Genomic DNA, 22,337 nt, shown 5'->3' with positions numbered 1-22,337 from the left:
AACGCACTGGAGAACCTACCGTGAAATTCGAAGGCATCTACACCCCGGCAATCACTCCGCTGGCTGCGGACGGCTCGATCGACAAGGCGGCGTTCGCCGAAGTCCTCGAATACCTGGTCGAGGCAAAAATCCACGGCGTGATCATCGGTGGTTCCACCGGCGAGTACTACGCCCACACCACCCAGGAGCGCATCGAACTGGCCGCCCAGGCCAAGGACGTGCTCAATGGCCGCCTGCCACTGATCGTCGGCACCGGTGGCATCCGCACCGAAGACGCCGTGGCCTTCGCCCAGCACGCCAAGGAAATCAAGGCCGACGCGCTGCTGGTGGGCACCCCGCCATACGCGCTGCCGACCCAGCAGGAAATCGCCCTGCACGTCAAAGCCGTCGACGCCGCCGCCGGCCTGCCGATCATGCTCTACAACTACCCAGGCCGCATGAGCGTGAGCATGGGCGAGGAGTTCTTCGATGCCGTGGCTGACGTGAAGAACATCGTCGCCATCAAGGAAAGCTCCGGTGACATGGCCCAGCTGCACCGCCTGGCCATCAAGCGCCCGAACATCCAGCTGTCGTGCGGCTGGGACGACCAGGCCCTGGAATTCTTTGCCTGGGGCGCCAAGAGCTGGGTCTGCGCCGGCTCCAACTTCATCCCGCGCGAGCACGTGGCCCTGTACGAGGCCTGCGTGATCGAGAAGGACTTCGACAAAGGCCGCAAGATCATGGCCGCCATGATGCCGCTGATGGACTTCCTCGAAGGTGGCAAGTTCGTCCAGTCGATCAAGTACGGCTGCGCCCTCAACGGCCTGAGCACCGGCGGCGTGCGCAAGCCGCTGTACGACCTGGATGCTGCCGAGAAGCAGGAACTGCAGCGCGTAGTCACCGAGCTGAAAGCCACCATCGCCCAGATCCAATAAGGAGGAAGGAAAAATGGCTGATTTGCTGAGCAAGGAACAATACGCGGCCATTGCCGCCGACCTGCAACTGCGCACCAAGGCGTTCATCGACGGCGAATTCCGCGATGCAATCTCGGGCAAGACGTTTGTCACCACCAACCCGGCCACCGGCAAGCAACTGGCCGAAGTCGCCGCTTGCGACGTGAACGACGTCAACGTGGCCGTGGCAGCTGCGAAGCGTGTATTCGAAGACGGCTCATGGTCGAAACTTCAGCCAGGCGAGCGCAAGCACATCCTGCTGAAGTTCGCCCAGTTGCTGGAAGACAACGCCCACGAGCTGGCGGTGCTGGAAAGCCTGGACAGCGGCAAGCCGGTCAGCGAGTGCCAGAACGTCGACGTGCCGGAAACCATCCACACCATCCGTTGGCATGCCGAACTGATCGACAAGATCTACGACAACACTGCCCCCACCGGCAATGCCGCGGTGACCATGGTGGTGCGTGAAGCGATTGGCGTGGTCGGCCTGGTGCTGCCATGGAACTTCCCGCTGCTGATGCTGGCCTGGAAGATCGCCCCGTCGCTGGCCGCCGGTTGCTCGATCGTGGTCAAGCCGGCCAAGGAAACCACCCTCAGCGCCCTGCGCGTGGCCGAGCTGGCCCATGAAGCCGGTATCCCGGCCGGTGTGTTCAACCTGGTGCCTGGTGGTGGCCGTGAAGTGGGCGAGGCCATTGGCCGCCACATGGACATCCCGATGGTCAGCTTCACCGGCTCCACCGACACTGGCCGCCTGTTCCTGAAATACGCCGCCGAGTCCAACCTCAAGCGCATCGTCCTGGAGCTGGGTGGCAAGAACCCGGCCGTGGTCATGAACGACTGCGAAGACCTGGACGAAGTGGCCCAGTTCGTCACCGCCGGTGCGTTCTGGAACATGGGCGAGAACTGCTCGGCGTCGTCGCGCCTGATCGTGCACAAGGACGTCAAGGACCAGTTGCTGGGCCTGATCGCCAAGCACCTGAAGGACTGGAAACTGGGCGACCCGCTGGACCCGGACAACCGCCTGGGCGCCATGGTCAGCAAGTCGCACTTCGAGAAGGTCAAGTCGTACCTGGAATATGCCGCCGAGCACAAACTCAGCGTCGTCCAGGGTGGCGAAACCGAGGAAGGCGTGTTCGTGCAGCCGACCATCGTCGACAACGTTGGCCGTGACAGCAAGCTGTTCGTCGAGGAGATCTTCGGGCCGGTGTTGAGCGTGACCAGCTTCGAGACCATTGACGAAGCGATCGAGATCGCCAACGACACCGTCTACGGCCTGGCCGCCTCGGCCTACACCGGCAGCCTGCGCAACGCCCTGCGCCTGTCGCGCGAAATTCGCGCTGGCGTGGTCACGGTCAACTGCTTCGGCGAGGGCGATGCCTCGACGCCGTTCGGTGGCTACAAGGAGTCCGGCTTCGGTGGGCGCGACAAGTCCATCTGGGCGCATGACCAGTACACGGAGCTTAAGACCATCTGGATCAACGCTTCGTGACCTGAGCAAGACCGGTGCTGTTCTGACGGAGTTCGGCACCTGGCTGCCTTGTGTTCGCAGGGCCGGCCCTTTCGCGGGTAAACCCGCTCCTACGGGGGTTCACGCTGCCCGCTGTTGTAGGAGCGGGCTTGCCCGCGAAAGGGCCGGCCCTGCTAGCGCAGTGGCGGCCTTTTTATTATTTGAACTTGGGCCCCGAACGGGTATTCAGCCCCTTGGCCATGCGGTCATACAGCACCACATTCACCGTCGCCGCCAGGTTCATGCAACCTTCGGTGGGAATGTAGATGGTCTCTTCGCACCACCCGCGCACATCCGCGCTCAGCGAGCCATCCTCAGGCCCGAAGATGTAGATGGCCCGGTCCGGGTGGGTATATTCCGGCAAGGGCCGCGCACCTTCCACCAGCTCCACAGCCACCGGCGTGCAGCCCAGCGGGATGATGCGTTGCAGGTCATCGATGCCGATCAGTGGGATGTCGTAGTGCACGCGCTTGGTGTCGGTGACGAAGTCACGGGCGCGTTCGTACCTTTTGCCGGTGTAGAACACCGAATTGACGCCATAGCAACCCGCGGCGCGCATCACCGAGCCGACGTTTTCTGCCGACTTGGGGTTGAACAGGCCGATGCAGCTGTATCGTTTGTTTGCCACGTACCGGGGCCCTTCGCGAAAAAAGCGCGATTATACGGGCTGCCCGGTAGCAGTGGGGGGCGAATCGATGGTCAGTCTTTCTTCAGCATGCCCGCCAGCCCGGCGAACGGGTTGTGGGTGGCCTTGGCGATGCTCGGAGTACTGGTGGAGCCTTCGCTGAAGTACTGCTGGTCGGTGTAGCGCGAGTGCTCGTTGTCGTGGCAGTACAGGCACAGCAGCTCCCAGTTGGAGCCGTCCTGCGGGTTGTTGTCGTGGTTGTGGTCACGGTGGTGCACGGTCAGCTCGCTCAGGCGCTTGCCGGAGAACTCGCGGGCGCAGCGGCCGCAGACGTGCGGGTACATTCTCAGGGCCTTGTCGCGGTAGCCCATTTCCTTGTCGCGCTTGGCATCGGCCAGGATGCGGTCGAGGCGCGCGGTGGCGGCAGCGGAAGAGGTGGAGCTCATGGTGTTTCCTTTGTTCTGATCAGGCAGATGACGGTTATGCCACTGAGTCTAGCGCGCTTGCAGGGCAGGCGGACAGGCGAAAACCTGAATATCGGCGTAGCCTGTAGGAAGGTTCCCGACAGGAGGTTGCTGATGTTTCACGCGATCCTCACCGCGTTGTTGGTGGCGGGCCTGCCCATGGCCGAAGCCGCCAGCACGCCACCCCGGCTGACCACGCCGGTGCCTGGTGCACCGGGTACGCCGACGCCCACGCCATACCCGCAGATAACCCCGAGTACGCCGCCCAAGGCCTATGACAGCCAGCCGGGGGCGCCGTTGTTGCCGCCGATGCCGGTGCCTGGGCCGCCGAAGGACCAGCCGTTGCCGGGGTTGCGGCCAGAGCCTGCGAAGCCGGTGGTGGAGGATGATTGAACATCGCTGGCCTGCACCGGCCCTTGTGGGAGCGGGCGTGCCCGCGAACACCGGCGCAGCCGGTGCCAGCCACCGCGTTGGATTCTTCGCGGGCATGCCCGCTCCCACAGGGATCGCGCGGGTGCTTGAATCTGGGTTTTACTCCACACCCAACTCGCCAAACACGAACGCATATTCCAGGGCCACATCCTTCAACCCCTGATAGCGCCCGCTCATCCCGCCATGCCCGGCACCCATCTCGGTCTTTAGCAGCAGCAGGTTGCTGTCGGTCTTGCGCGTGCGCAACCGTGCCACCCACTTGGCCGCTTCCCAGTACTGCACGCGGCTGTCGTTGTAACCCGCCACCACCAGCATGGCCGGGTAGGCCTGCTGCTTCACGTTCTCGTACGGCGCATAAGCCTTGATCCGCTCGTAAACCTCAGGCTCCTCAGGGTTGCCCCATTCGTCATACTCGGTCACGGTCAGCGGCAGCTCGGGGTCGAGCATGGTGTTGAGCACGTCGACGAACGGCACTTCGGCAATCGCGCAGCGGAACAGTTCTGGGCGCAGGTTGAGCACCGCCCCCATCAGCAGGCCACCCGCGCTGCCGCCACTGATGGCCAGGCGATCAGCGCTGGTCACGCCCTCTGCGATCAGGTGTTCGGCGCAGGCGATGAAGTCGCTGAAGCTGTTGTGCTTGTGTTCCTGCTTGCCTGCGCGGTACCAGGCCTCGCCCAGTTCGCCGCCGCCGCGCACATGCGCGATGGCAAAGGCCACGCCGCGCTCCAGCAGGCTCAGGCGCGCATGCGAGAACCACGGGTCGAGGCTTTCGCCATAGGCGCCGTAGCCGTACAGGTACAGCGGCACGCGCTGGCCCAGGTCCTGGCGACGGCGCACCAGGCTGATCGGCACCTGGGTGCCGTCCGGCGCGCTGGCCCACAGGCGCTCGCTGATATAGTCGTCGGCATCGAACGCACCCAGCACCGGGGTTTGCTTGAGCACTGCCTGGGCGCCTGTGGCCAGCTCCAGCTGGCGCACCTGGGCCGGGCGGTTGAGGGCTTCGTAGCGCAGGCGCAGGCGCGGACTGGCGAACTCCAGGCTGTCCTGCACGTACAGGCTGTAGGCCGCATCGGGCAGCTCGACGCGGTAGCTCGGCAGGCCCTGTGGGCGCACTTCGATGATTGGCAGGCCGCCTTCGCGCAGGCTCAGGGTCAGGGCGCCGGCATTCAGGCTAAGGCCCTCGAGCATGATCGTGTCACGGTGCGCCACCAGCACCTGCCATTGTTCCCGGCTTGGCACCGGCGCAACCGGGGCGTGGTACAGGGCGAAGTTGATGCCGTCCTGGTTGGTGCGGATGAACCAGCGCCACTGGCCGTCGAGCTGGCCATGGTCGGGGAAGTACTCGTGGCCTTCGACACGCGGCGCCAGGCAGGTGAACGGCGCCTGCGGGGTTTCGGCATCCAGCACCCAGGCCTCGCTGGTGGTCTTGCTGTTCAGCAGCAGTACCAACTGGCGCTCGGAACTGGTGCGGTAGCAGTGCAGGAAGAAGCGCCCGTCGGGCTCTTCGAACACGGTCTGCGCGCCGTCGGTGCCCAGCGTGTGGCGACGCAGGCGCCATGGCCGGTGAGTGTCGTCCAACTCGGCGAAGAACAGCGTCTGGCTGTCGTTGGCCCAGGTCAGGCTGCCGTCGCAGTCGTCGAAGGGCAGGGTGGTGACGTTGCCGGTGTCCAGGTCCTTGACGTACAGCGTATAGATTTCGTCGCCACTGGTATCGAGGCTGTAGGCCAGCAGGCGGTGGTCGGGGCTGACGTTGAACGCGCCGAGGGCCAGGAAGCCGCCGTTGGCCAGGGCGTTGGGGTCGAGCAGCAGTTGCTCCTGGCTTTCATCGACGGTATTGGAATCGTCGGCCGGGCGCGGGCAGCGGTAGTGGCGCGGGTATTCGTCACCCGCGGTGGTGCGGGTGTAGTACAGGTAGGGGCCCCAGGGCGTCGGCAGCGACAGGTCGGTTTCCTGGATGCGGCCCTTGATCTCTTCGAACAATTGCTCGCGCAGCGGCGCCTGGTCGGCCAGGCAGGCTTCCTGATAGGCGTTTTCGGCCTGCAGGTAGGCGAGCACCTCGGGGGTGTCGCGCTGTTGCAGCCAGGCGTACGGGTCGGCGGCCTGGTCGGCTCGGGCAATCGGGGGTTGGGGCTTGGTTGGCATTGAGGATCTCTTGGTTGGGGTTGCCTGTGCCGGCCTCTTCGCGGGCAAGCCCGCTCCTACAGGTCTGCGACAGCCTTGGGAACGGTGCGGTCCCTGTAGGAGCGGGCTTGCCCGCGAAGAGGCCGCTACAGGCAAACGCTGTCTGCGCCCGGAAAAGTGTTTATCATAGGCATCTCTTTGCCTGGCTTGCACGAACACCATGACCGAGAACGACTACACCCTCGCCTGGGGCCTCTACGCTGTTGCCGCCCTGGGCTGCCTGCTGGTGGGCTTCAAGCTCACCGGCTGGATGTGGCGCTGGCTGCGCGAACCGCTGCGGGTGCTGCTGGCCGTGCTGCTGCTGACCCCGACCATCGTCGACCCGGTCAAGGAAAGCTTCGCCCCGGCCATCGCCATCACCGCCCTGGATGTGGCCTTCAAGGTCGGCAACAACGCCTGGCGCGCGGTGTCCGACTTCGCCATGTACGGCATGATCGCCTTCGGCCTGTATTTGCTCTTCGTGCTGGTGCGCTGGCCGCTGGAAAAACGCGCCCGCGAGCGCCGTGCGCAGGCCGAGGCCGCCGCCAGGCGCCAGGCGAGCGAAGATGATGAGCTTGCCGCGCAGGCCCCGCTGGCCGCCGAGCGCCGCGACCGTTACCGTGACGACCCGCCCCCGGTTGCCCCTCCTGGCAATGGCCGGGTCGAGCCCCGTCTGTAAGTGGAGACACGCCTATGTGCGAACTGCTGGGCATGAGTGCCAACGTCCCCACCGATATCGTCTTCAGCTTCACCGGCCTGATGCAACGCGGTGGCCGTACCGGCCCGCACCGCGACGGCTGGGGCATCGGCTTCTACGAAGGCCGTGGCCTGCGCCTGTTCCAGGACCCTGCCGCCAGCAGCGAGTCGGAAGTGGCCAACCTGGTGCAGCGCTACCCGATCAAGAGCGAAGTGGTCATCGGCCATATCCGCCAGGCCAACGTCGGCAAGGTGTGCCTGTCCAACACCCACCCGTTCGTGCGGGAAATGTGGGGCCGTAACTGGTGCTTCGCGCACAACGGCCAGCTGGGCGACTTCAAGGGCCAGGCCAGTTTCTACCGGCCGGTGGGCGACACTGACAGCGAAGCGGCCTTCTGCGACTTGCTCAACCGCATCCGCAGCGCCTTCCCCGAGCCGGTGCCGGTGGAGCAATTGCTGCCGGTGCTGGTCGAAGCCTGCGCTGGCTACCGTGGGCAGGGCGTGTTCAACTGCATGCTCAGCGACGGCGACTGGCTGTTCTGCTTCTGCTCGACCAAGCTGGTGCACATTACCCGGCGTGCGCCGTTTGGCGCGGCACGCTTGAAGGATGTCGACCTGATCGTCGATTTTCATACCGAAACCACCCCCAATGACGTGGTCACGGTGATCGCCACCGAGGCCCTGACCGAGAACGAGACCTGGCACCGCTACGAGCCGGGTCAATGGGCCTTGTGGCGGCACGGAGAGTGCACAGCGCACGGCCAGAGCTAAGGACGCTGCATGTTCAGAAGTTACCTGCGGTTGCTGTTGTTCACCGTCGGCCTGCTGGCCGGCATCCAGGTCCCGGGGCTGGTCAAGGACTACGGCCTGCGGGTCGAGGCGCACCTGTTCGAATCACGCGAGGCGCTCGACGGCTTTCGGCAAACCGCCGAGCGCTTCTTCAACGGCGATCTGCAGGCACTGCTGCGGCATTACCGCAGCAGTGACGACCCGGTGTTCAACAGTGATGCCAACAGCATCGAAAGCCTGATGATCCGCAATGAACTGCTGGAGAACGAATGGCAGGCGTTGCAAGGTTCATGGATGCAGCGTACCTGGCATGTGCTGGTGCAGGCCGACCCGCGGTTGCGGGAAGAAACCCTCAATGGCTACAGCTACCAGATCTTGCTGGTGCCCGAGGCGATTGGCTGGGGGCTTGGGGCCGGGTTCGTGCTGGCCTTCGTGGTCGAAAGCCTGTTGCTGGGGATTGGCTGGGTGATCCTTGGCGGGCGGCGCAGGGCGGTGAAAGAGAGCTGGCGCTGATTATCGCAGCGCCTGTACCGGCCTCTTCGCGGGCTTGCCCGCTCCCACAGGTATTGCACAGCTCTCAAGGCCTATGAGCATCCTGTGGGAGCGGGCAAGCCCGCGAAAGGGCCGGCACAAGCACCCCAAATCGGTCAGACCAGCACAATCCGCTGCCCCCCCACATCCCGCGCATACCTTTCCAGCACCTGCCGGCAAACCCCGACCACTTCATCCACCAGCGCCACCCCGGTCTGCCAGGCCACCACCAGCTCCAGGCTCGGCGGCGGTTGCAACCCTTGCAGCAACACCAGCTCGCCCCGGCTCAACTCCGCGTCCACCAGCGCTGGTGGCAGCGCACCAATGCCGAACCCGTCGCGCAACAAGCGGGTGATCGCTGCCACCGAGTTCACGCAGTTCAACCGTGGCGTCTCGGCCCCCGCGCCCTGCAGCAGGCTCAGTACCTCCTGGTGCGGCCGCGAGTTCTTGGAGAAGGTGATGATGCGCTCACGCCCCAGCTCGGCGAGCGAAGCGTAGCCACGCTGCAGGTGGGAGCCAGCGGCCACCACCCAGCCCATCGGGTAGCGCGCCAGGTCCAGGCTGCGGATCGATTGCTCGCGCAGCAGGTCGGTCTGCAGGATCACGTCCAGAAAGCCCTTCTGCAGCTGCTCGCGCAGGTTCAGCGCGGTGTCGGCCACCAGCTCGATTTCCACCTGCGGGTAGCGTTCGGTCAGCTCCGCCACCAGTGCGCTCATCCAGGTATGGATCACCGTATCCATCACCCCGATGCGAATGCGCCCGACCTTGGCCCGGTCGCTGTCCAGCGACTGTTTCATGGCCTTGGCGGTTTCCAGCATGCGCTCGGCATATTCCAGCACCTTGCCGCCCTCAGGGGTCAGGCTGACGCCGCGTGAATCGCGCAGCAGCAGCTTCACGCCCAGGTCTGCCTCCAGCGCGGCGATGCGGCTGGATACCGAGGCCTGGGTGGTGAACAGCTTTTCCGCGGTCAGGCGGAAGCTCTTGAGCCGGGCGACCCAGACGAAGGTTTCGAGGAAGCGAAGGTTCATGATCAGTTTTTCTTGTTCCAGACCGGCGGTTTTTCTCGTTGGACGCAGGTGGCGCGGCCTCTGAACAATGGCGCCCAGGCCGCGACCCTTTATGTCGCCCATAAAACAATACCAACAAGCCGAGGCAAGCATGAACCCCACCGGCGTGCAGCAGGTCAGTTCCCCCTCTTCGTCCGGGCCCTTCGCCTGGTACCGCGACATCGACTCACAGCAACGGCGCACCTTCTGGAGCTGCAAGATCGGCTATGGCCTGGACGGCATGGACACGCAGATGCTCAGCTTCGTCATCCCTACGCTGATCATGCTGTGGGGCATCACCACCACCGAAGCCGGATTGATCCACACCAGCACGCTGATCGCCTCGGCCGTGGGTGGCTGGGTGGCCGGTATCCTCTCCGACCGTATCGGCCGGGTGCGTACCCTGCAACTGACGGTGCTGTGGTTCGCCTTCTTCACCTTCCTCTGCGGCTTCGCCCAGAACTACGAGCAGTTGCTGATCGCCCGCACCCTGATGGGCTTTGGCTTCGGCGGTGAGTGGACTGCCGGGGCAGTACTGATCGGCGAAGTGATCCGCGCCCAGGACCGTGGCAAGGCGGTGGGCATGGTGCAATCCGGCTGGGCCATCGGTTGGGGCCTCACGGCGATCCTCTACGCGCTGCTGTTCTCCTGGCTGCCGGCAGAGCAGGCCTGGCGTGCGCTGTTCCTGCTGGGGCTGGTGCCGGCGGTGTTCGTGATTTTCGTGCGCCGTCTGGTCAAGGACCCCGAGGTGTATCGCCAAGCCAAGGCGGTGGAAAACGCCGAGGCACCGTCGCAATTCTACGAAATTTTCGCCCCGGGCATGCTCTGGACCACCGTACGTGCGTCCTTGTTGACCACCGGCGCGCTGGGCGGCTACTACGCCATCACTTCTTGGTTGCCGACCTTCCTCAAGAACGAGCGCGGGCTGAGCGTGCTGGGCACTGGCGGCTACCTGGCCATGGTGATCGTCGGCTCCTATGTCGGCTATGTGATCAGTGCGTACCTGTCCGACCTGCTGGGGCGCAAGAAGAACTTCATCCTGTTCGCCGTGGGCTCGTTCGTCATCGTGCTGCTGTACACGCAGATGCCGGTCAGCGACGGTGTGATGCTATGGCTGGGCTTCCCGCTGGGCTTCTTCGCTTCGGGCATCTTCAGTGGCATGGGCGCATTCCTGACCGAACTGTTCCCTACGCGCATTCGTGGTTCGGGGCAGGGCTTCTGCTACAACATCGGCAAGGTCATCGCGGCATTGTTCCCGTTGCTGATCGGCATGCTTGGCCAGAGCGTGCCGCTGGGCCTGGGTATCGGTGTGTTCTCCGCAGTCTCCTATGGCGTGGTGATCCTGGCGGCCCTGAGCCTGCCGGAAACTCGCGGCAAACAGCTGCAGGCGCGGTAAGGTAGGCATATGAACAACGATAAGGGAGGCCGAGTGGTGGAGCGCCTGCTACTCAATTGCGACATGGGCGAGAGTTTCGGCAGCTGGCGCATGGGCCTGGATGCCGAGGTCATGCCCTATATCGATTGCGCCAACATCGCCTGCGGCTATCACGCCGGCGACCCTGGCATCATGCGCCGTACAGTGGCCCTGGCATTGGAGCATGGGGTGAACATCGGCGCGCATCCGGCCTACCCGGACCTGGTCGGCTTCGGCCGCCGCTCCATGGCCTGCAGCCCGGAGGAAATCCGCGACCTGCTGCACTACCAGATCGGTGCGCTGGATGGCATCTGCAAGGTGCTGGGTGGCCGCGTGGCCTACGTGAAGCCCCATGGTGCGCTGTACAACGACATGATGGCCGACCCGCTCAAGCTGCGTACCGTGCTGGAAGCCGTCGCAGCTTACGACAGCAACCTGCCACTGATGCTCATGGCCACTGCCGACAACCGCGCCGCCCAGGCCTTGGGCGATGAAGTCGGCGTGCCGCTGTGGTTCGAGGCGTTCGCTGACCGCGCCTACACCGCCAGTGGCCACTTGGTATCGCGGCGCCTGCCGGGTGCGGTGCACCACGACCCGGTGCTGGTGGTGGAGCAGGCGGTGCGCCTGGCCCGTGGCGACAACTTGGTGGCTGACGATGGCAGTGCGTTGAAGCTCGAGGCCAGCACCCTCTGCGTGCACGGCGACAACGACAGTTCGGTGGCAGCGGTGCGGCAGATTCGCCAGGCCCTCGATGCCCTGGAGTCGCGATGAAACCGCGCATCGAAGTCGTGGCCATCGACAGCCTGATGGTGCGCCTGTTCGACCGTATCGACGAGGCCAACATGCCGTGGATGCTCGCCGCCAGCCAGCGCTTGAGCACGGCGTTCGGCGAGCACCTGCTGGACCTGGTGCCGTCCTATACCACGCTGATGCTGCAGTTCGACCTGCCGCCGGGCGAGGCGAGGGCGCTGATCACCCAGGCGCTGGAAGGGCTACGGCCGGATACCGGCAGCGGCGGCCGTCGCCATGAGATCCCGGTGTGGTACGACGCCAGCGTCGGCCCTGAGCTGCCTTTGCTGGCTGCCCGCAGCGGATTGAGCGAAGCCGAGGTGATTCGCTTGCACAGTGAACGCGAATACCCGGTGTTTGCCCTGGGCTTTGCCCCCGGTTTCGGCTTCATGGGCCTCGTGGATGAGCGCCTGGCCAGCCCGCGCCTGAGCACGCCGCGCAAGCGTGTGGCGGCTGGCAGTGTCGGCATTGCCGAGCGCCAGACGGCGGCGTATCCGGCGGTATCGCCGGGCGGCTGGAACCTGATCGGCCGTACCCCGGTGCGGTTGTTCGATCGGGCGCGTGAAGGCTACAGCCTGTTGCAACCCGGCGACCGGGTGCGCTTCGTGGCGGTTTCGCGCAGCGAATTCCTGGCCTTGGGCGGTGATGTGGAGGCGCAAGGATGAAACAGCTGAAAATCGAGGCCAGTACGCCGCTGTGCCAGTTGCAGGACGCCGGGCGCTTCGGCGTGCGCCACCTGGGCGTGACCCAGGGCGGGGCGCTGGATTGGGTGGCGATGCACTGGGCCAACTGGCTGCTGGGCAACCCGCTGGGTGCGCCGGTGGTCGAGGTGGCGCTGGGTGGTTTCTGTGTGGTGGCCGAACAGGATTGTGTGTTGGCCCTTGCCGGTGCCGACCTGGATGCGCGGGTCGATGATCAGCCATTGGCGCCCTGGCGCAGCTTTGCCTTGGCCAAGGGGCAGCGCTTGACCTTGAAGCAGCCGAAGCAGGGCGTGCGGGCTTACCTGGCGTCACCTGGCGGCTTTCACGGCGAGAATGTGCTGGGCAGTTGTGCCACCGTCGTGCGGGAGGAGCTGGGCGGTATCGATGGCCAGGGTCGTGCGCTTGGCAAAGGCCAGGCGCTGGCATTTTTTGGCACTACAGCGACCCTGCGCGAGGTGCCAGAAGCGCTACGCCCGCGCTATGAACCAAAGCCTGTGCTGGACTTGGTGATGGGCGCGCAGATCGGCGATTTCAGCGGTACCAGCCTGTTCGAAGCGTTCAACCGCGAGTGGACCCTGGACAGCCGGGCCGACCGCATGGGCATCCGTTTGCTGGGGCCGCAGCTGGTCTACCAGGGCGCACCGATGATTTCCGAAGGGATTCCGCTGGGGGCGGTGCAGGTGCCGCCGGATGGGCAGCCGATTGTGCTGCTCAATGACCGCCAGACCATTGGTGGGTACCCGCGGCTGGGGGCATTGACGCCGCTGGCGCTGGCGCAACTGGCGCAGTGCATGCCGGGGGCGGTGGTGCGGTTCCGGGCGGTGGTGCAGGACGAGGCCTGGCGGCACCATAAGCTTTACCTGGACCGTTGGTTGTAAGGCCTCTGGCCTCTTCGCGGGTGAACCCGCTCCTACACAGGACGATGCTGGTCTCTGGCCTGTGCAATCCCTTGTAGGAGCGGGTTTACCCGCGAATGGGCCGGTACAGGCAACCTCACTTGGACAGGTAGCGCATGCCTTCCTCCAACCCCTGCAAGGTCAGCGGGTACATCTTGTCTTCGATCAAATCCCGCACCAGATGGGTCGAGGCGGTGTAGTCCCAGGCCTGCTTCGGATACGGGTTGATCCAGATGATCTTCCTGAACTTCTCCATGAAGCGCTGCATCCACACGTACCCGGCTTCTTCGTTCCAGTGCTCCACACTGCCACCCGGCTGGGTGATCTCGTAGGGCGCCATGGCCGCGTCGCCGACGAACACCACCTTGTAGTCATCGCCGTACTTGTGCAGCAGGTCGAAGGTGGAATACCGCTCCGAGGTACGGCGCAGGTTGTTCTTCCACACCGACTCGTACACGAAGTTGTGGAAGTAGTAGTACTCCAGGTGCTTGAACTCGGTCTTGCACGCCGAGAACAGCTCTTCGCAGACCTTGACGTGGGCATCCATCGAGCCGCCGATGTCGAACAGCAACAGCAGTTTCACCGTGTTGCGCCGCTCGGGGCGCATCTGGATGTTCAACAGCCCGGCGTCACGCGCCGTATGGTCGATGGTGCCGTCGATGTCCAGCTCTTCGGCGGCGCCTTCGCGGGCGAACTTGCGCAGCCGGCGCAGGGCCAGCTTGATGTTGCGCGTGCCCAGCTCCACCTGGTCGTCGAGGTTCTTGTACTCGCGCTGGTCCCACACCTTCACCGCCTTGCCCTGGCGCTTGCCGGCCTCGCCCACGCGGATGCCTTCGGGGTTGAAACCGCCCGAGCCGAACGGGCTGGTACCGCCGGTGCCGATCCACTTGTTGCCGCCGGCGTGGCGTTCCTTCTGTTCTTCGAGGCGTTTCTTGAATTCCTCGATCAGCTTGTCCAGGCCACCCAGGGACTGGATCTGCGCACGTTCTTCATCGCTCAGCGAACGCTCGAACTCCTTGCGCAGCCAGTCTTCGGGGATCAGCGCCTCGATGTGCCGGTCGAGGTTTTCCAGGCCCTTGAAGTAGGCGGCGAAGGCCCGGTCGAACTTGTCGAAGTGGCGTTCGTCCTTCACCAGGATGGCGCGGGCGAGGTAGTAGAACTCGTCCATGTCGGCGAACACCACGTGCTTTTGCAGGGCCTGGTGCAGGTCGAGCAGTTCGCGTACCGACACCGGCACCTTGGCCGCGCGCATTTCATTGAACAGGTTGAGCAGCATGGCCCGGCTCCTGTCAGCGGTTGCCGCGCCGGCTCATGAAGGCCAGGCGCTCGAGCAACTGTACGTCCTGCTCGTTCTTCACCAGCGCACCGGCCAGCGGCGGAATGGCCTTGGTCGGGTCGCGTTCACGCAGCACGGCTTCGCCGATGTTGTCGGCCATCAGCAACTTGAGCCAGTCGACCAGCTCGGAGGTGGACGGCTTTTTCTTCAGGCCCGGTACCTTGCGCACGTCGAAGAACACATCCAGCGCCTCGCTGACCAGCGACTGGCTGATGTTGGGGTAGTGCACATCGACGATGCGCTGCAGGGTCCCGCGGTCGGGGAAGGCGATGTAGTGGAAGAAGCAGCGGCGCAGGAAGGCGTCCGGCAGCTCCTTTTCGTTGTTGGAGGTGATGATGATGATCGGGCGCTGCCTGGCCTTGATGGTCTCGTCGATTTCGTAGACGTAGAACTCCATCTTGTCGAGCTCTTGCAGCAGGTCGTTGGGGAACTCGATGTCGGCCTTGTCGATTTCGTCGATCAGCAGGATGACCCGCTCTTCGGCCTCGAAGGCCTCCCAGAGCTTGCCCTTTTTCAGGTAGTTGCGCACATCGTGGACTTTGTCCACGCCCAGCTGCGAGTCACGCAGGCGGCTGACTGCGTCGTACTCGTACAGGCCCTGGTGGGCCTTGGTGGTGGACTTGATGTGCCAGGTGATCAGGCGCGCACCGAGCGAGGCCGCCAACTGTTCGGCGAGCATGGTCTTGCCGGTGCCGGGCTCGCCCTTGACCAGCAGCGGGCGTTCGAGGGTGATGGCCGCGTTTACCGCCAGTTTCAGGTCGTCTGTGGCGACGTAGTCGCGGGTGCCTTCGAACTTCATGGGGGCTGTCCTCTGTTGTAAGCCTGTACTGGCCTCTTCGCGGGCACGCCCGCTCCCACAGGTATTGCACAAGTATCTGGAACTGTGGGGTACCTGTGGGAGCGGGCGTGCCCGCGAAAGGCCCAACACCTATTTTCGATTTGTTACCGACTATAACGCGGGGCTAGGCGGCTGCAAACGCAGACCGGGTATTCAGTCCCTGAATGCCCCGTCACGTCCGCTCAGCCGGACTTCGGTGCCGGCTGCTCATAGCGCGCATTGAACGCCTGGATAAAGCCGTTGCGCAGTATCTGCAAGAATGCCTCGAAGGCGCTGATATCCTGCTTGTGCACGCTGCCGCTCAGTTCTACACGGGTGGCGAACTGGTTCTTCGGCTGGTTCTTCAGCACGGTCTCGGTCGCGCCTACCAGCGCCTCCCAAACCGAACGGAAAAAGCCCTTGTCCTTTTCCTCGACGTCCTGCTGCCAGTCGAACACATCGACATCGCGCAGCAGTGGCTTTATATAGCCGTTCAACCGGCCGTTCTCGGCCTGGGCCTCGATGACCACATCGCCATGCCCGGCATTGAAGTCGAATTTTCCATAGGCGCTGGCGAAGTCGTTGAGCTTGCGCAGTTCGATGCCGGTGGCGCGAAGCCGAAACTCGAAGTCATCGAAATCACTGAACGGGTCGAAGGTGGCACGGCTCTCCATCTTGGCATCGCCGGCTATGAGCGCAGTGGCCTCGAAGCTCGCATCGCGGCGGCCTTTTTCGTCACGGACATTGGTCAGGTTACGGATCTGCGCGTCCAGCCGGGTGGCCTTGAGGTCGACTGGCGGTTTCGAGTTGAAATTGCGAAAGGTCAGGGTGCCATTTTCGATGTGCACTTCGTTGAGGGTGATCGGCAGCAGTTTGTCCAGTTGCTGGCGCCAGTCGGTACCCTGGCCGGTTTGCGACGCCTGCTTGCTGCCCCCGTCGACGAAGTTCAGCACCGGGCGCTCGAAGGTCACCTCGGCCACCACGGCCTTGTCGTAGATCAGCGAATGCCAGCTCACCGACAGGTCGATCAGCGGTGCGTCGAGAAACGGCACCGGGACCTTGCCAGTGGTCTTGACGATCTTCAGCCCGTTGATCTGGTACGCACCGCGCCACCAGGCCAGGTCCACGTCGGCCACCTGGCCACGGTAGTCGCCCATGTCGGCCAGCTTGTCGTTCAGGTAGTCGCGCACCAGGTAGGGCAGGGCCAGGTGCAGGGCTATCAGCAGCATGACCAGGCTGGCCAGGCCGACCAGCGGCCAGCGGTAGCGACCTTTCATCGCAGGTTCTCCAAAGCGGCTTGTGTGGTTGACCGCGGGCTTGGCCAGGGAGTTCGAACAGGCTTTACGGGCCATCGGCCCAGGCTTACCCTTGAGGTCTTTCCCTGCTTTTTTTCATGCCAAGGACCCCTGCCATGAGCCGTATCTTTGCAGACAACGCCCACTCCATCGGCAACACGCCGCTGGTGCAGATCAACCGCATCGCCCCGCGCGGCGTGACCATCCTGGCCAAGATCGAAGGGCGCAACCCGGGCTATTCGGTCAAGTGCCGCATCGGCGCGAGCATGGTCTGGGATGCCGAGAGCAGCGGCAAGCTCAAGCCGGGCATGACCATTGTCGAGCCCACCTCGGGCAACACTGGCATCGGCCTGGCCTTCGTCGCCGCCGCCCGTGGCTACAAGCTGATGCTGACCATGCCCGCCTCGATGAGCCTGGAACGGCGCAAGGTCTTGAAGGCGCTGGGCGCCGAACTGGTGCTGACCGACCCGGCCAAGGGCATGAAAGGCGCCATCGAGAAGGCCAACGAAATCGTCGCCTCCGACCCGGCCCAGTACTTCCTGCCGGGCCAGTTCGAAAACCCGGCCAACCCGGCGATCCATGAAAAGACCACCGGCCCGGAAATCTGGAACGACACCGACGGCGCGGTCGACGTGCTGGTGGCGGGCGTGGGCACCGGGGGCACCATCACCGGCGTGTCGCGCTACATCAAGCATACCCAAGGCAAGGCGATCCTGTCGGTGGCCGTGGAACCCGTGGCTTCGCCGCTGATCAGCCAGACCCTGGCCGGCGAAGAGCTCAAGCCCAGCCCGCACAAGATCCAGGGTATCGGTGCCGGCTTCGTGCCAAAGAACCTCGACCTGTCGATCGTCGACCAGGTAGAGACGGTGACCGATGAAGAGTCCAAGGCCATGGCCATCCGCCTGATGCGGGAAGAGGGCATTCTCTGCGGTATTTCCTGTGGCGCGGCGATGGCGGCGGCCGTGCGCCTGGCAGAAAAACCGGAAATGCAAGGTAAGACCATCGTCGTAATCCTGCCGGATTCGGGTGAGCGTTACCTGTCGAGCATGCTGTTCAGCGACATGTTCAGCGAGCAGGAAAACCAGCAGTAATCGGCCCTGCCGCTGATCCGGCGCAACGTTCGGCGGCTTGGTTCATTGCAAAATCTTCATCAGTGAGATCCCGCCCAGGTTGTTTTTACCTCGGCGGGATCGGTTTATGATGGCCGGATGATTTTCAGGAGAGCAGGCCGCGCAGCCCTGTCTCTTCCCCAAGGAGTGAAAGCATGACCTTTTCCTTTGCAGCCAAGGCGGGTGTCTTGCTGGTGTTTTTCGGCAGTGTGCTGTTCGTTCACCTGCGCGGCAAGGCCCGCCTGCCGGTGTTGCGCCAGTTCGTCAACCATTCGGCGCTGTTCGCCCCTTATAACAGCCTGATGTACCTGTTTTCCGGCGTGCCATCCAAGCCGTACCTGGACCGCCAGCGCTTCCCCGAGCTGGACGTGCTGAAGGACAACTGGCAGGAAATCCGCGAAGAGGCCATGCGCCTGTTCGACGAGGGCTACATCCGTGCCGCCGAGAAGGACAACGATGCCGGCTTCGGTTCGTTCTTCAAGAAAGGCTGGAAGCGCTTCTACCTGAAGTGGTACGACAAACCGCTGCCATCGGCCGAAGCCCTGTGCCCGCGCACCGTCGAGCTGGTCAGCAGCATCCCTAACGTCAAGGGCGCGATGTTCGCTCTGTTGCCCGGCGGCAGCCACCTGAACCCGCACCGCGACCCGTTCGCCGGTTCCCTGCGCTATCACCTGGGCCTGGCCACGCCCAACTCGGATGCCTGCCGCATCTACGTCGACGGCCAGCCCTACGCCTGGCGTGACGGCGAGGATGTGATGTTCGATGAAACCTACGTGCACTGGGTCAAGAACGAGACCGACGTTACCCGGGTGATCCTGTTCTGCGACATCGAACGCCCGCTGAGCAGCCCGCTGATGACCCGCATCAACCGCCAGGTCAGCGCCTTCCTCGGCCGCGCCACCGCGCCGCAGAACACCGATGACGAACGCGTGGGCGGGATCAACCAGGCCTATGCCTGGAGCAAGCGCTTCAGCAACAAGATCAGTGGCCATGTGAAGCAGTTCAAACGCGCCAACCCCAAGGCCTACCGTGTGCTGCGGCCGGTGCTGGCGGTGGTGGTGGCGTATCTGCTTTACCGCTGGTTGTTCTGATAGCAGGCCCGGCCTCTTCGCGGGTGAACCCGCTCCCATAGGATTTCCACATCCCTTGAAAGGGGTGATGCACCATGTGGGAGCGGGTTCACCCGCGAAGAGGCCAGCCCAGGCAACATATAAAGTCAGCTATTGCCCATCCCCTAATTCACCGCTATATTCCGAAACACTTATCTTCCCTGAAGACCTGCTCATGCCAGCCAACCCTTCCACCACCAGCTTTGCCATCGCGCCAGTCGCGGGCATGGTCGTGCGTGGCAGCCAGCAGCCGGCCATGATCAGTCACTACCCACCACCTGTCAGTGGCGTCGTAGGCGGCGTAGCTCCGCCTCCTTGCGTGGTCGTGCTGGGCTGATCGGCTTCTGGCCGTACCCTTTCGCACACGCAACCTACTGAACACGGTCGGCTACTTCCCACGCTGAAGCGCACGCCGTCCGTTTGGCTTATTCGCCTAATATCAGGTGGCAATACATGTCTGTCTTTACCAAAGCATCCGTGGCCTCGGCGGCCACTACCAGCCTGTTCGTCCTGCTGTGGAGCAGTGGGGCGATCGTCTCCAAGCTGGGCCTGGCGCATGCCAGCCCGTTCGCCTTCCTGCTGTTGCGCTCGGCGCTGGCCCTGGCCGGCCTGCTGCTGATCGGCCCGCTGCTGGGGCTGCGCTGGCCGCGCAGTCGCGGGGCCATCCTGCGTGCCCTGGGCACCGGGTGTGTGCTACTCGGCGCTTACCAGATCTTCTATCTGTTGGCGCTCAACACCCACGTCACACCCGGCGTCATGGCCACGGTCATGGGGGTACAACCTATCCTTACCGTGGTGCTGATGGAGCGTCAGCGCTCCTGGAGCCGTTTGTTCGGCCTGGCGTTGGGGCTGGGCGGCTTGATCATGGTGGTCTACCAAGGCATCAACCTGGGTGGGGTATCGCTGGCGGGGATGTTGTTCGCCCTGCTGGCGCTGGCCAGCATGACCTTTGGCTCGATCCTGCAAAAGCGCATCACCGATAACCCCATGGGTACACTGCCGCTGCAGTATCTGGCCGGCTTTGCCATGTGCGCGCTGTTCGCGCCGTTGCAGCCGTTGCATGTGCAATGGACCGGTGGCTTCGTCGGGGCGTTGCTGTGGATGGGGTTGGTGGTTTCGCTGCTGGCCACCTTGCTGCTGTACCGGCTGATCGCCAAGGGCAACCTGGTCAATGTCACCAGCCTGTTCTACCTGGTGCCGGCGGTTACCGCAGTGATGGACTTGCTGATCTTTGGTAACCGCCTGGCACCGCTCAGCTTGCTGGGCATGGGGCTGATCGTGGTGGGCCTGCTGTTCGTGTTCCGCAAGCCCGCCGCGCGCTTGGCCGAGGCCTAAACCCTAGCGGAACTCTTCGGGGATGGGGTGGCGCAGCACGCCTTCCTCGAAGTCCAGGGTGCCGGCATCGCGCTGGGTCAGCAAGTAGTAGAGCAGGGTGTCGAGGGTACGAGTTGGCGGTAGTTCGACGGCCAGCATCCTGACTGCGGGTTCGATTTGGCACTGGCAGCCGAATTCCTCGACTGCCGTGCGAACCTGCTCAAGATCAGCGGCGGCCTTCACCCGGATGCGAAATACCGATGAACCTGCGCTATGTTGCAGGGCTTGGAACCAGGATTGTTCCCCTTCTTCGGTGGTGCTGATGATGTCGCCGGGGGCGATGCCGTAAACATGGAAGGGGATGCTGTCGACCTGGTAACCGTTGGCGGTACGCCTTGCCCAGAGGCCTTCGACCGAGGCAGGTGGGTAGCCGTGGGCATCCTGTTGCAGGCGCCAGAGCACGATCTTGTAGTCGCAGGACATGTTCGGGGGTCAGCTACAGGAGGGCGGCTTATGGTAATGCCCTTTTTGTGTGTTGTCTTCACTGGCCCTATCGCCGGCAAGCCGGCTCCCACAGGTACAGTAGGGAGCCTGTGGGAGCTGGCTTGCCGGCGATAGGGCTGGTGCGCTCAATACAACACTCAGAAGTAGTAGCCGATATTGATATTGGTCCGGTAATACCAGTCATTGCTGCCTACCGAGCTGGTACTGGTCCATCCCGTGCCGTTTTCTGCCCCGCCAAATGGGTTGGCATTGCGCGCCCAGGTCAGGTCGACCCAGGCCATGATCGGCATCGCCAGAAACTGCGCGCCGACGGTGAACATCTGCGAATCGTCCCAGCCACTTTCATCTTTCATCATGCGGCTGTAGTCGGTGTAGAACTTGATCTTCTTCAACTGGCCCAGCTTCGGCGTGAACACGTCATAGCCGACGTTGAGCGCGGCGATGGTCGCCTTCGAGGCGATCAGGTAGGCCGGGGTCAGGCCGTTGCCGCCCATCAGCACGGCATCGTCACTGACACCGGCGGGGTTCTTCGGGTCGTACTCATAGCGGATCGCCTGGCCGGTCACGGTCCAGGGCCCGTGGTTGAACAGGGCATGTACGCCGGCAGCCCAGTAGTCACCGTCGTCATGGGTGGTGGCGTTGTACAGCTCGGCGGTGGCCAGCGACGCACCGAGCTCGGTTTTCCAGCCATCGCCGCTGAAGGTGCGGGCAACGCGAGCGTTGAGCTGGTTGCGTTTTTCGTTGTCCTGGCGCGACTGGGTGAAGGGCACGGCATTGTCGTCCAGATCGCTGTAGCGGCCGACTTCCGGCGAGTAACGGATGCCCGACGGCAGCATGCGTGGGAAATAACCGAGTTGCAGGTCCCATTGCGCGTCTTTGTAACTGTACTTGAGGCCCGTGCCAGCGCTGACACCGTAGCCCATGAAGAACGGGATGTGATAGCTCCAGCCGAACTGTGGGTAGGGCTCCAGGCCGAAGGGCTTGAACGGTGCGCCTAATTGCAGGTTGGCCTGGGGGCTGAAGCGGTAGCCGACGAAGCCCCGGTCGATCGAGTGTTTGCCGTCGTCCTGGAACCAGTAGCCGACATCGCTGAACAGGCGCTTGTGGCTGGCCTGGACATCCACGCGGAAGGTATCGAAGAGAAAGCGCCCGTTGTTCTCGGTGGTGTCCCAATGTTCGTCCCGGTAGTTCACCCGCAGGGCGCCACCGATATCCAGCGAACTCTCGCCATCGTCGCTACGCCAGGCGATGTGCGGGAACGGTTTTTTCACCGCAGGTGGCTGGTCCGGTGCCGCAGGGCCAGGCTCGGAGGCGAAAGCGGCGCAACTGCCGATGATCAGGCCCAGGCTTATCACATATTTGTTCATATCGATGCCCCACAAGGTTGAGCAGTTTCCGCTGGCAACACTGGTCCCGGCCTTGAAACAGGCAAACCTTGGGAAGTTGATGTGGCACGCGGATAACTGGAAGGTTGGGTTTTTATTGTTTTATATATGAGATGCTGTTTGAGCTATGAATACGGGGAAGAAAGAGCAGGAACTGTGCCAGTGCAGGGGTGTGTTGGTATTTTTAAAAAAATCAGTTGAATCAATTATTTATATTTGAAACGTGTTGATTTGTACCGTATTTGGAACGGTTGGAAAGAACGTAACAAGGCGGTGCTGTTGTGGTGCGTCCAAAGTGCACAATGAACGTTAATGAGGCTGTTTTGTTTTGCCGGCGAATAAATAGCAGGGGGGGCGGGGAGATAGGGTGAGGGCTACCAGGTGCTTGGTTTGGGTTCTGAGGTGGCGCTCGATCTCACCGACGCTAAAAATGCTGTGGCGAACTAAAAAAAAGGCCGACTCTTTATGGTCGGCCAATAGCGCGCAGGC

General features: G+C 63.4%; 23 protein-coding genes. 14 read left to right on the top strand and 9 right to left on the bottom strand.

Annotated elements, in window-relative coordinates:
• Positions 1-20 precede the first annotated feature (20 nt).
• Positions 21-914, top strand: coding sequence for a dihydrodipicolinate synthase family protein (locus TZ03_RS17660; RefSeq protein ID WP_051099496.1), 894 nt, complete (start codon positions 21-23; stop codon positions 912-914).
• Positions 915-927: 13 nt separating this feature from the next.
• On the top strand, positions 928-2,418 hold the full coding sequence (locus TZ03_RS17655; protein WP_051099495.1) for an aldehyde dehydrogenase: 1,491 nt from the start codon (positions 928-930) through the stop codon (positions 2,416-2,418).
• A gap of 175 nt (positions 2,419-2,593) precedes the next feature.
• Here the strand turns inward: TZ03_RS17655 and TZ03_RS17650 are convergent, their stop codons facing one another.
• Together TZ03_RS17650 and TZ03_RS17645 are read right to left on the bottom strand one after the other, a co-directional pair.
• The gene (locus TZ03_RS17650; RefSeq protein WP_051099494.1) at positions 2,594-3,064 is read right to left on the bottom strand and encodes an RNA methyltransferase; all 471 of its coding nucleotides are present in this window, start codon (positions 3,062-3,064) and stop codon (positions 2,594-2,596) included.
• A 71-nt stretch (positions 3,065-3,135) separates the two neighbouring features.
• Positions 3,136-3,507: a YajD family HNH nuclease gene (locus TZ03_RS17645; RefSeq protein ID WP_016711940.1), complete on the bottom strand. Its 372-nt coding sequence runs from the start codon at positions 3,505-3,507 to the stop codon at positions 3,136-3,138.
• A 132-nt stretch (positions 3,508-3,639) separates the two neighbouring features.
• On the opposite strand from TZ03_RS17645, the gene TZ03_RS17640 reads away from it, so the two are divergent.
• Positions 3,640-3,918, top strand: a complete 279-nt coding sequence (locus TZ03_RS17640) for a hypothetical protein (RefSeq protein WP_051099493.1) — start codon at positions 3,640-3,642, stop codon at positions 3,916-3,918.
• A 138-nt stretch (positions 3,919-4,056) separates the two neighbouring features.
• On the opposite strand, the gene TZ03_RS17635 is transcribed toward TZ03_RS17640, so the two are convergent.
• Positions 4,057-6,099, bottom strand: a complete 2,043-nt coding sequence (locus tag TZ03_RS17635; protein WP_051099492.1) for a S9 family peptidase — start codon at positions 6,097-6,099, stop codon at positions 4,057-4,059.
• A gap of 199 nt (positions 6,100-6,298) precedes the next feature.
• Here TZ03_RS17635 and TZ03_RS17630 point away from each other — a divergent pair, with 199 nt between their 5' ends.
• The 3 genes from TZ03_RS17630 to TZ03_RS17620 are packed head-to-tail and all read left to right on the top strand — an operon-like array spanning position 6,299 to position 8,115.
• Entirely contained in the window at positions 6,299-6,796 is a 498-nt protein-coding gene (locus TZ03_RS17630; RefSeq protein WP_051099491.1) for a hypothetical protein, read from the top strand.
• 14 nt (positions 6,797-6,810) lie between these two features.
• Entirely contained in the window at positions 6,811-7,584 is a 774-nt protein-coding gene (locus tag TZ03_RS17625) for a class II glutamine amidotransferase (protein ID WP_051099490.1), read from the top strand.
• Positions 7,585-7,593: 9 nt separating this feature from the next.
• Complete coding sequence (locus tag TZ03_RS17620; protein ID WP_051099489.1) at positions 7,594-8,115, top strand: DUF2937 family protein; 522 nt, start codon at positions 7,594-7,596, stop codon at positions 8,113-8,115.
• Between the two features lie 134 nt (positions 8,116-8,249).
• Here the strand turns inward: TZ03_RS17620 and TZ03_RS17615 are convergent, their stop codons facing one another.
• Complete coding sequence (locus TZ03_RS17615; protein ID WP_051099488.1) at positions 8,250-9,161, bottom strand: LysR family transcriptional regulator; 912 nt, start codon at positions 9,159-9,161, stop codon at positions 8,250-8,252.
• A gap of 130 nt (positions 9,162-9,291) precedes the next feature.
• Here TZ03_RS17615 and TZ03_RS17610 point away from each other — a divergent pair, with 130 nt between their 5' ends.
• The 4 genes from TZ03_RS17610 to TZ03_RS17595 are packed head-to-tail and all read left to right on the top strand — an operon-like array spanning position 9,292 to position 12,961.
• Entirely contained in the window at positions 9,292-10,575 is a 1,284-nt protein-coding gene (locus TZ03_RS17610) for an MFS transporter (RefSeq protein ID WP_051099487.1), read from the top strand.
• 9 nt (positions 10,576-10,584) lie between these two features.
• The gene (locus TZ03_RS17605) at positions 10,585-11,364 is read left to right on the top strand and encodes a 5-oxoprolinase subunit PxpA (protein WP_051099486.1); all 780 of its coding nucleotides are present in this window, start codon (positions 10,585-10,587) and stop codon (positions 11,362-11,364) included.
• Positions 11,361-12,047, top strand: a complete 687-nt coding sequence (gene pxpB, locus TZ03_RS17600; RefSeq protein ID WP_051099485.1) for a 5-oxoprolinase subunit PxpB — start codon at positions 11,361-11,363, stop codon at positions 12,045-12,047. The genes TZ03_RS17605 and pxpB overlap by 4 nt, the downstream gene beginning before the upstream one ends.
• Complete coding sequence (locus TZ03_RS17595) at positions 12,044-12,961, top strand: biotin-dependent carboxyltransferase family protein (protein ID WP_051099484.1); 918 nt, start codon at positions 12,044-12,046, stop codon at positions 12,959-12,961. Before pxpB ends, TZ03_RS17595 begins: the two co-directional genes overlap by 4 nt.
• A gap of 115 nt (positions 12,962-13,076) precedes the next feature.
• Here TZ03_RS17595 and TZ03_RS17590 read toward each other — a convergent pair whose 3' ends face one another.
• From TZ03_RS17590 to TZ03_RS17580, 3 genes are all read right to left on the bottom strand, one after another.
• Positions 13,077-14,255, bottom strand: coding sequence for a vWA domain-containing protein (locus TZ03_RS17590; RefSeq protein WP_051099483.1), 1,179 nt, complete (start codon positions 14,253-14,255; stop codon positions 13,077-13,079).
• Positions 14,256-14,268: 13 nt separating this feature from the next.
• Positions 14,269-15,114, bottom strand: a complete 846-nt coding sequence (locus tag TZ03_RS17585) for an AAA family ATPase (protein ID WP_051099482.1) — start codon at positions 15,112-15,114, stop codon at positions 14,269-14,271.
• A 221-nt stretch (positions 15,115-15,335) separates the two neighbouring features.
• Positions 15,336-16,409, bottom strand: coding sequence for a DUF748 domain-containing protein (locus TZ03_RS17580; protein WP_051099481.1), 1,074 nt, complete (start codon positions 16,407-16,409; stop codon positions 15,336-15,338).
• 134 nt (positions 16,410-16,543) lie between these two features.
• Between TZ03_RS17580 and cysK the strand changes: the two genes are divergently transcribed.
• The 4 genes from cysK (at position 16,544) to TZ03_RS17565 (ending at position 19,980) form a co-directional block, all read left to right on the top strand.
• Positions 16,544-17,518, top strand: coding sequence for a cysteine synthase A (gene cysK / locus TZ03_RS17575; protein ID WP_051099480.1), 975 nt, complete (start codon positions 16,544-16,546; stop codon positions 17,516-17,518).
• Between the two features lie 173 nt (positions 17,519-17,691).
• Positions 17,692-18,627, top strand: coding sequence for an aspartyl/asparaginyl beta-hydroxylase domain-containing protein (locus TZ03_RS17570; RefSeq protein ID WP_051099479.1), 936 nt, complete (start codon positions 17,692-17,694; stop codon positions 18,625-18,627).
• Positions 18,628-18,820: 193 nt separating this feature from the next.
• On the top strand, positions 18,821-18,982 hold the full coding sequence (locus tag TZ03_RS31260) for a hypothetical protein (RefSeq protein ID WP_177328479.1): 162 nt from the start codon (positions 18,821-18,823) through the stop codon (positions 18,980-18,982).
• 116 nt (positions 18,983-19,098) lie between these two features.
• Entirely contained in the window at positions 19,099-19,980 is an 882-nt protein-coding gene (locus tag TZ03_RS17565; protein WP_051099478.1) for a DMT family transporter, read from the top strand.
• Between the two features lie 3 nt (positions 19,981-19,983).
• Here TZ03_RS17565 and TZ03_RS17560 read toward each other — a convergent pair whose 3' ends face one another.
• Both TZ03_RS17560 and TZ03_RS17555 read right to left on the bottom strand, forming a co-directional pair.
• On the bottom strand, positions 19,984-20,442 hold the full coding sequence (locus TZ03_RS17560; protein WP_051099477.1) for a DUF4265 domain-containing protein: 459 nt from the start codon (positions 20,440-20,442) through the stop codon (positions 19,984-19,986).
• 158 nt (positions 20,443-20,600) lie between these two features.
• A complete protein-coding gene (locus tag TZ03_RS17555) occupies positions 20,601-21,830 on the bottom strand; it encodes a hypothetical protein (protein WP_051099476.1) in 1,230 nt (409 codons plus the stop codon).
• Positions 21,831-22,337: the final 507 nt, after the last annotated feature.

The sequence above is a fragment of the Pseudomonas sp. 10-1B genome (assembly GCF_000935045.1).
In the GTDB taxonomy this organism is placed as follows: Bacteria; Pseudomonadota; Gammaproteobacteria; order Pseudomonadales; family Pseudomonadaceae; genus Aquipseudomonas.
This window is presented reverse-complemented; position numbering and strand designations above follow the sequence as displayed.

Excerpts from the sequence above, each read along its gene's own strand:
- TZ03_RS17655 (WP_051099495.1), top strand. The coding sequence starts at position 928 with ATGGCTGATTTGCTGAGCAAGGAACAATACGCGGCCATTGCCGCCGAC.
- TZ03_RS17645 (WP_016711940.1), bottom strand. The coding sequence starts at position 3,507 with ATGAGCTCCACCTCTTCCGCTGCCGCCACCGCGCGCCTCGACCGCATC.
- TZ03_RS17640 (WP_051099493.1), top strand. The coding sequence starts at position 3,640 with ATGTTTCACGCGATCCTCACCGCGTTGTTGGTGGCGGGCCTGCCCATG.
- TZ03_RS17635 (WP_051099492.1), bottom strand. The coding sequence starts at position 6,099 with ATGCCAACCAAGCCCCAACCCCCGATTGCCCGAGCCGACCAGGCCGCC.
- TZ03_RS17630 (WP_051099491.1), top strand. The coding sequence starts at position 6,299 with ATGACCGAGAACGACTACACCCTCGCCTGGGGCCTCTACGCTGTTGCC.
- TZ03_RS17625 (WP_051099490.1), top strand. The coding sequence starts at position 6,811 with ATGTGCGAACTGCTGGGCATGAGTGCCAACGTCCCCACCGATATCGTC.
- TZ03_RS17620 (WP_051099489.1), top strand. The coding sequence starts at position 7,594 with ATGTTCAGAAGTTACCTGCGGTTGCTGTTGTTCACCGTCGGCCTGCTG.
- TZ03_RS17615 (WP_051099488.1), bottom strand. The coding sequence starts at position 9,161 with ATGAACCTTCGCTTCCTCGAAACCTTCGTCTGGGTCGCCCGGCTCAAG.
- TZ03_RS17610 (WP_051099487.1), top strand. The coding sequence starts at position 9,292 with ATGAACCCCACCGGCGTGCAGCAGGTCAGTTCCCCCTCTTCGTCCGGG.
- TZ03_RS17605 (WP_051099486.1), top strand. The coding sequence starts at position 10,585 with ATGAACAACGATAAGGGAGGCCGAGTGGTGGAGCGCCTGCTACTCAAT.
- pxpB (WP_051099485.1), top strand. The coding sequence starts at position 11,361 with ATGAAACCGCGCATCGAAGTCGTGGCCATCGACAGCCTGATGGTGCGC.
- TZ03_RS17595 (WP_051099484.1), top strand. The coding sequence starts at position 12,044 with ATGAAACAGCTGAAAATCGAGGCCAGTACGCCGCTGTGCCAGTTGCAG.
- TZ03_RS17590 (WP_051099483.1), bottom strand. The coding sequence starts at position 14,255 with ATGCTGCTCAACCTGTTCAATGAAATGCGCGCGGCCAAGGTGCCGGTG.
- TZ03_RS17585 (WP_051099482.1), bottom strand. The coding sequence starts at position 15,114 with ATGAAGTTCGAAGGCACCCGCGACTACGTCGCCACAGACGACCTGAAA.
- TZ03_RS17580 (WP_051099481.1), bottom strand. The coding sequence starts at position 16,409 with ATGAAAGGTCGCTACCGCTGGCCGCTGGTCGGCCTGGCCAGCCTGGTC.
- cysK (WP_051099480.1), top strand. The coding sequence starts at position 16,544 with ATGAGCCGTATCTTTGCAGACAACGCCCACTCCATCGGCAACACGCCG.
- TZ03_RS17570 (WP_051099479.1), top strand. The coding sequence starts at position 17,692 with ATGACCTTTTCCTTTGCAGCCAAGGCGGGTGTCTTGCTGGTGTTTTTC.
- TZ03_RS31260 (WP_177328479.1), top strand. The coding sequence starts at position 18,821 with ATGCCAGCCAACCCTTCCACCACCAGCTTTGCCATCGCGCCAGTCGCG.
- TZ03_RS17565 (WP_051099478.1), top strand. The coding sequence starts at position 19,099 with ATGTCTGTCTTTACCAAAGCATCCGTGGCCTCGGCGGCCACTACCAGC.
- TZ03_RS17560 (WP_051099477.1), bottom strand. The coding sequence starts at position 20,442 with ATGTCCTGCGACTACAAGATCGTGCTCTGGCGCCTGCAACAGGATGCC.
- TZ03_RS17555 (WP_051099476.1), bottom strand. The coding sequence starts at position 21,830 with ATGAACAAATATGTGATAAGCCTGGGCCTGATCATCGGCAGTTGCGCC.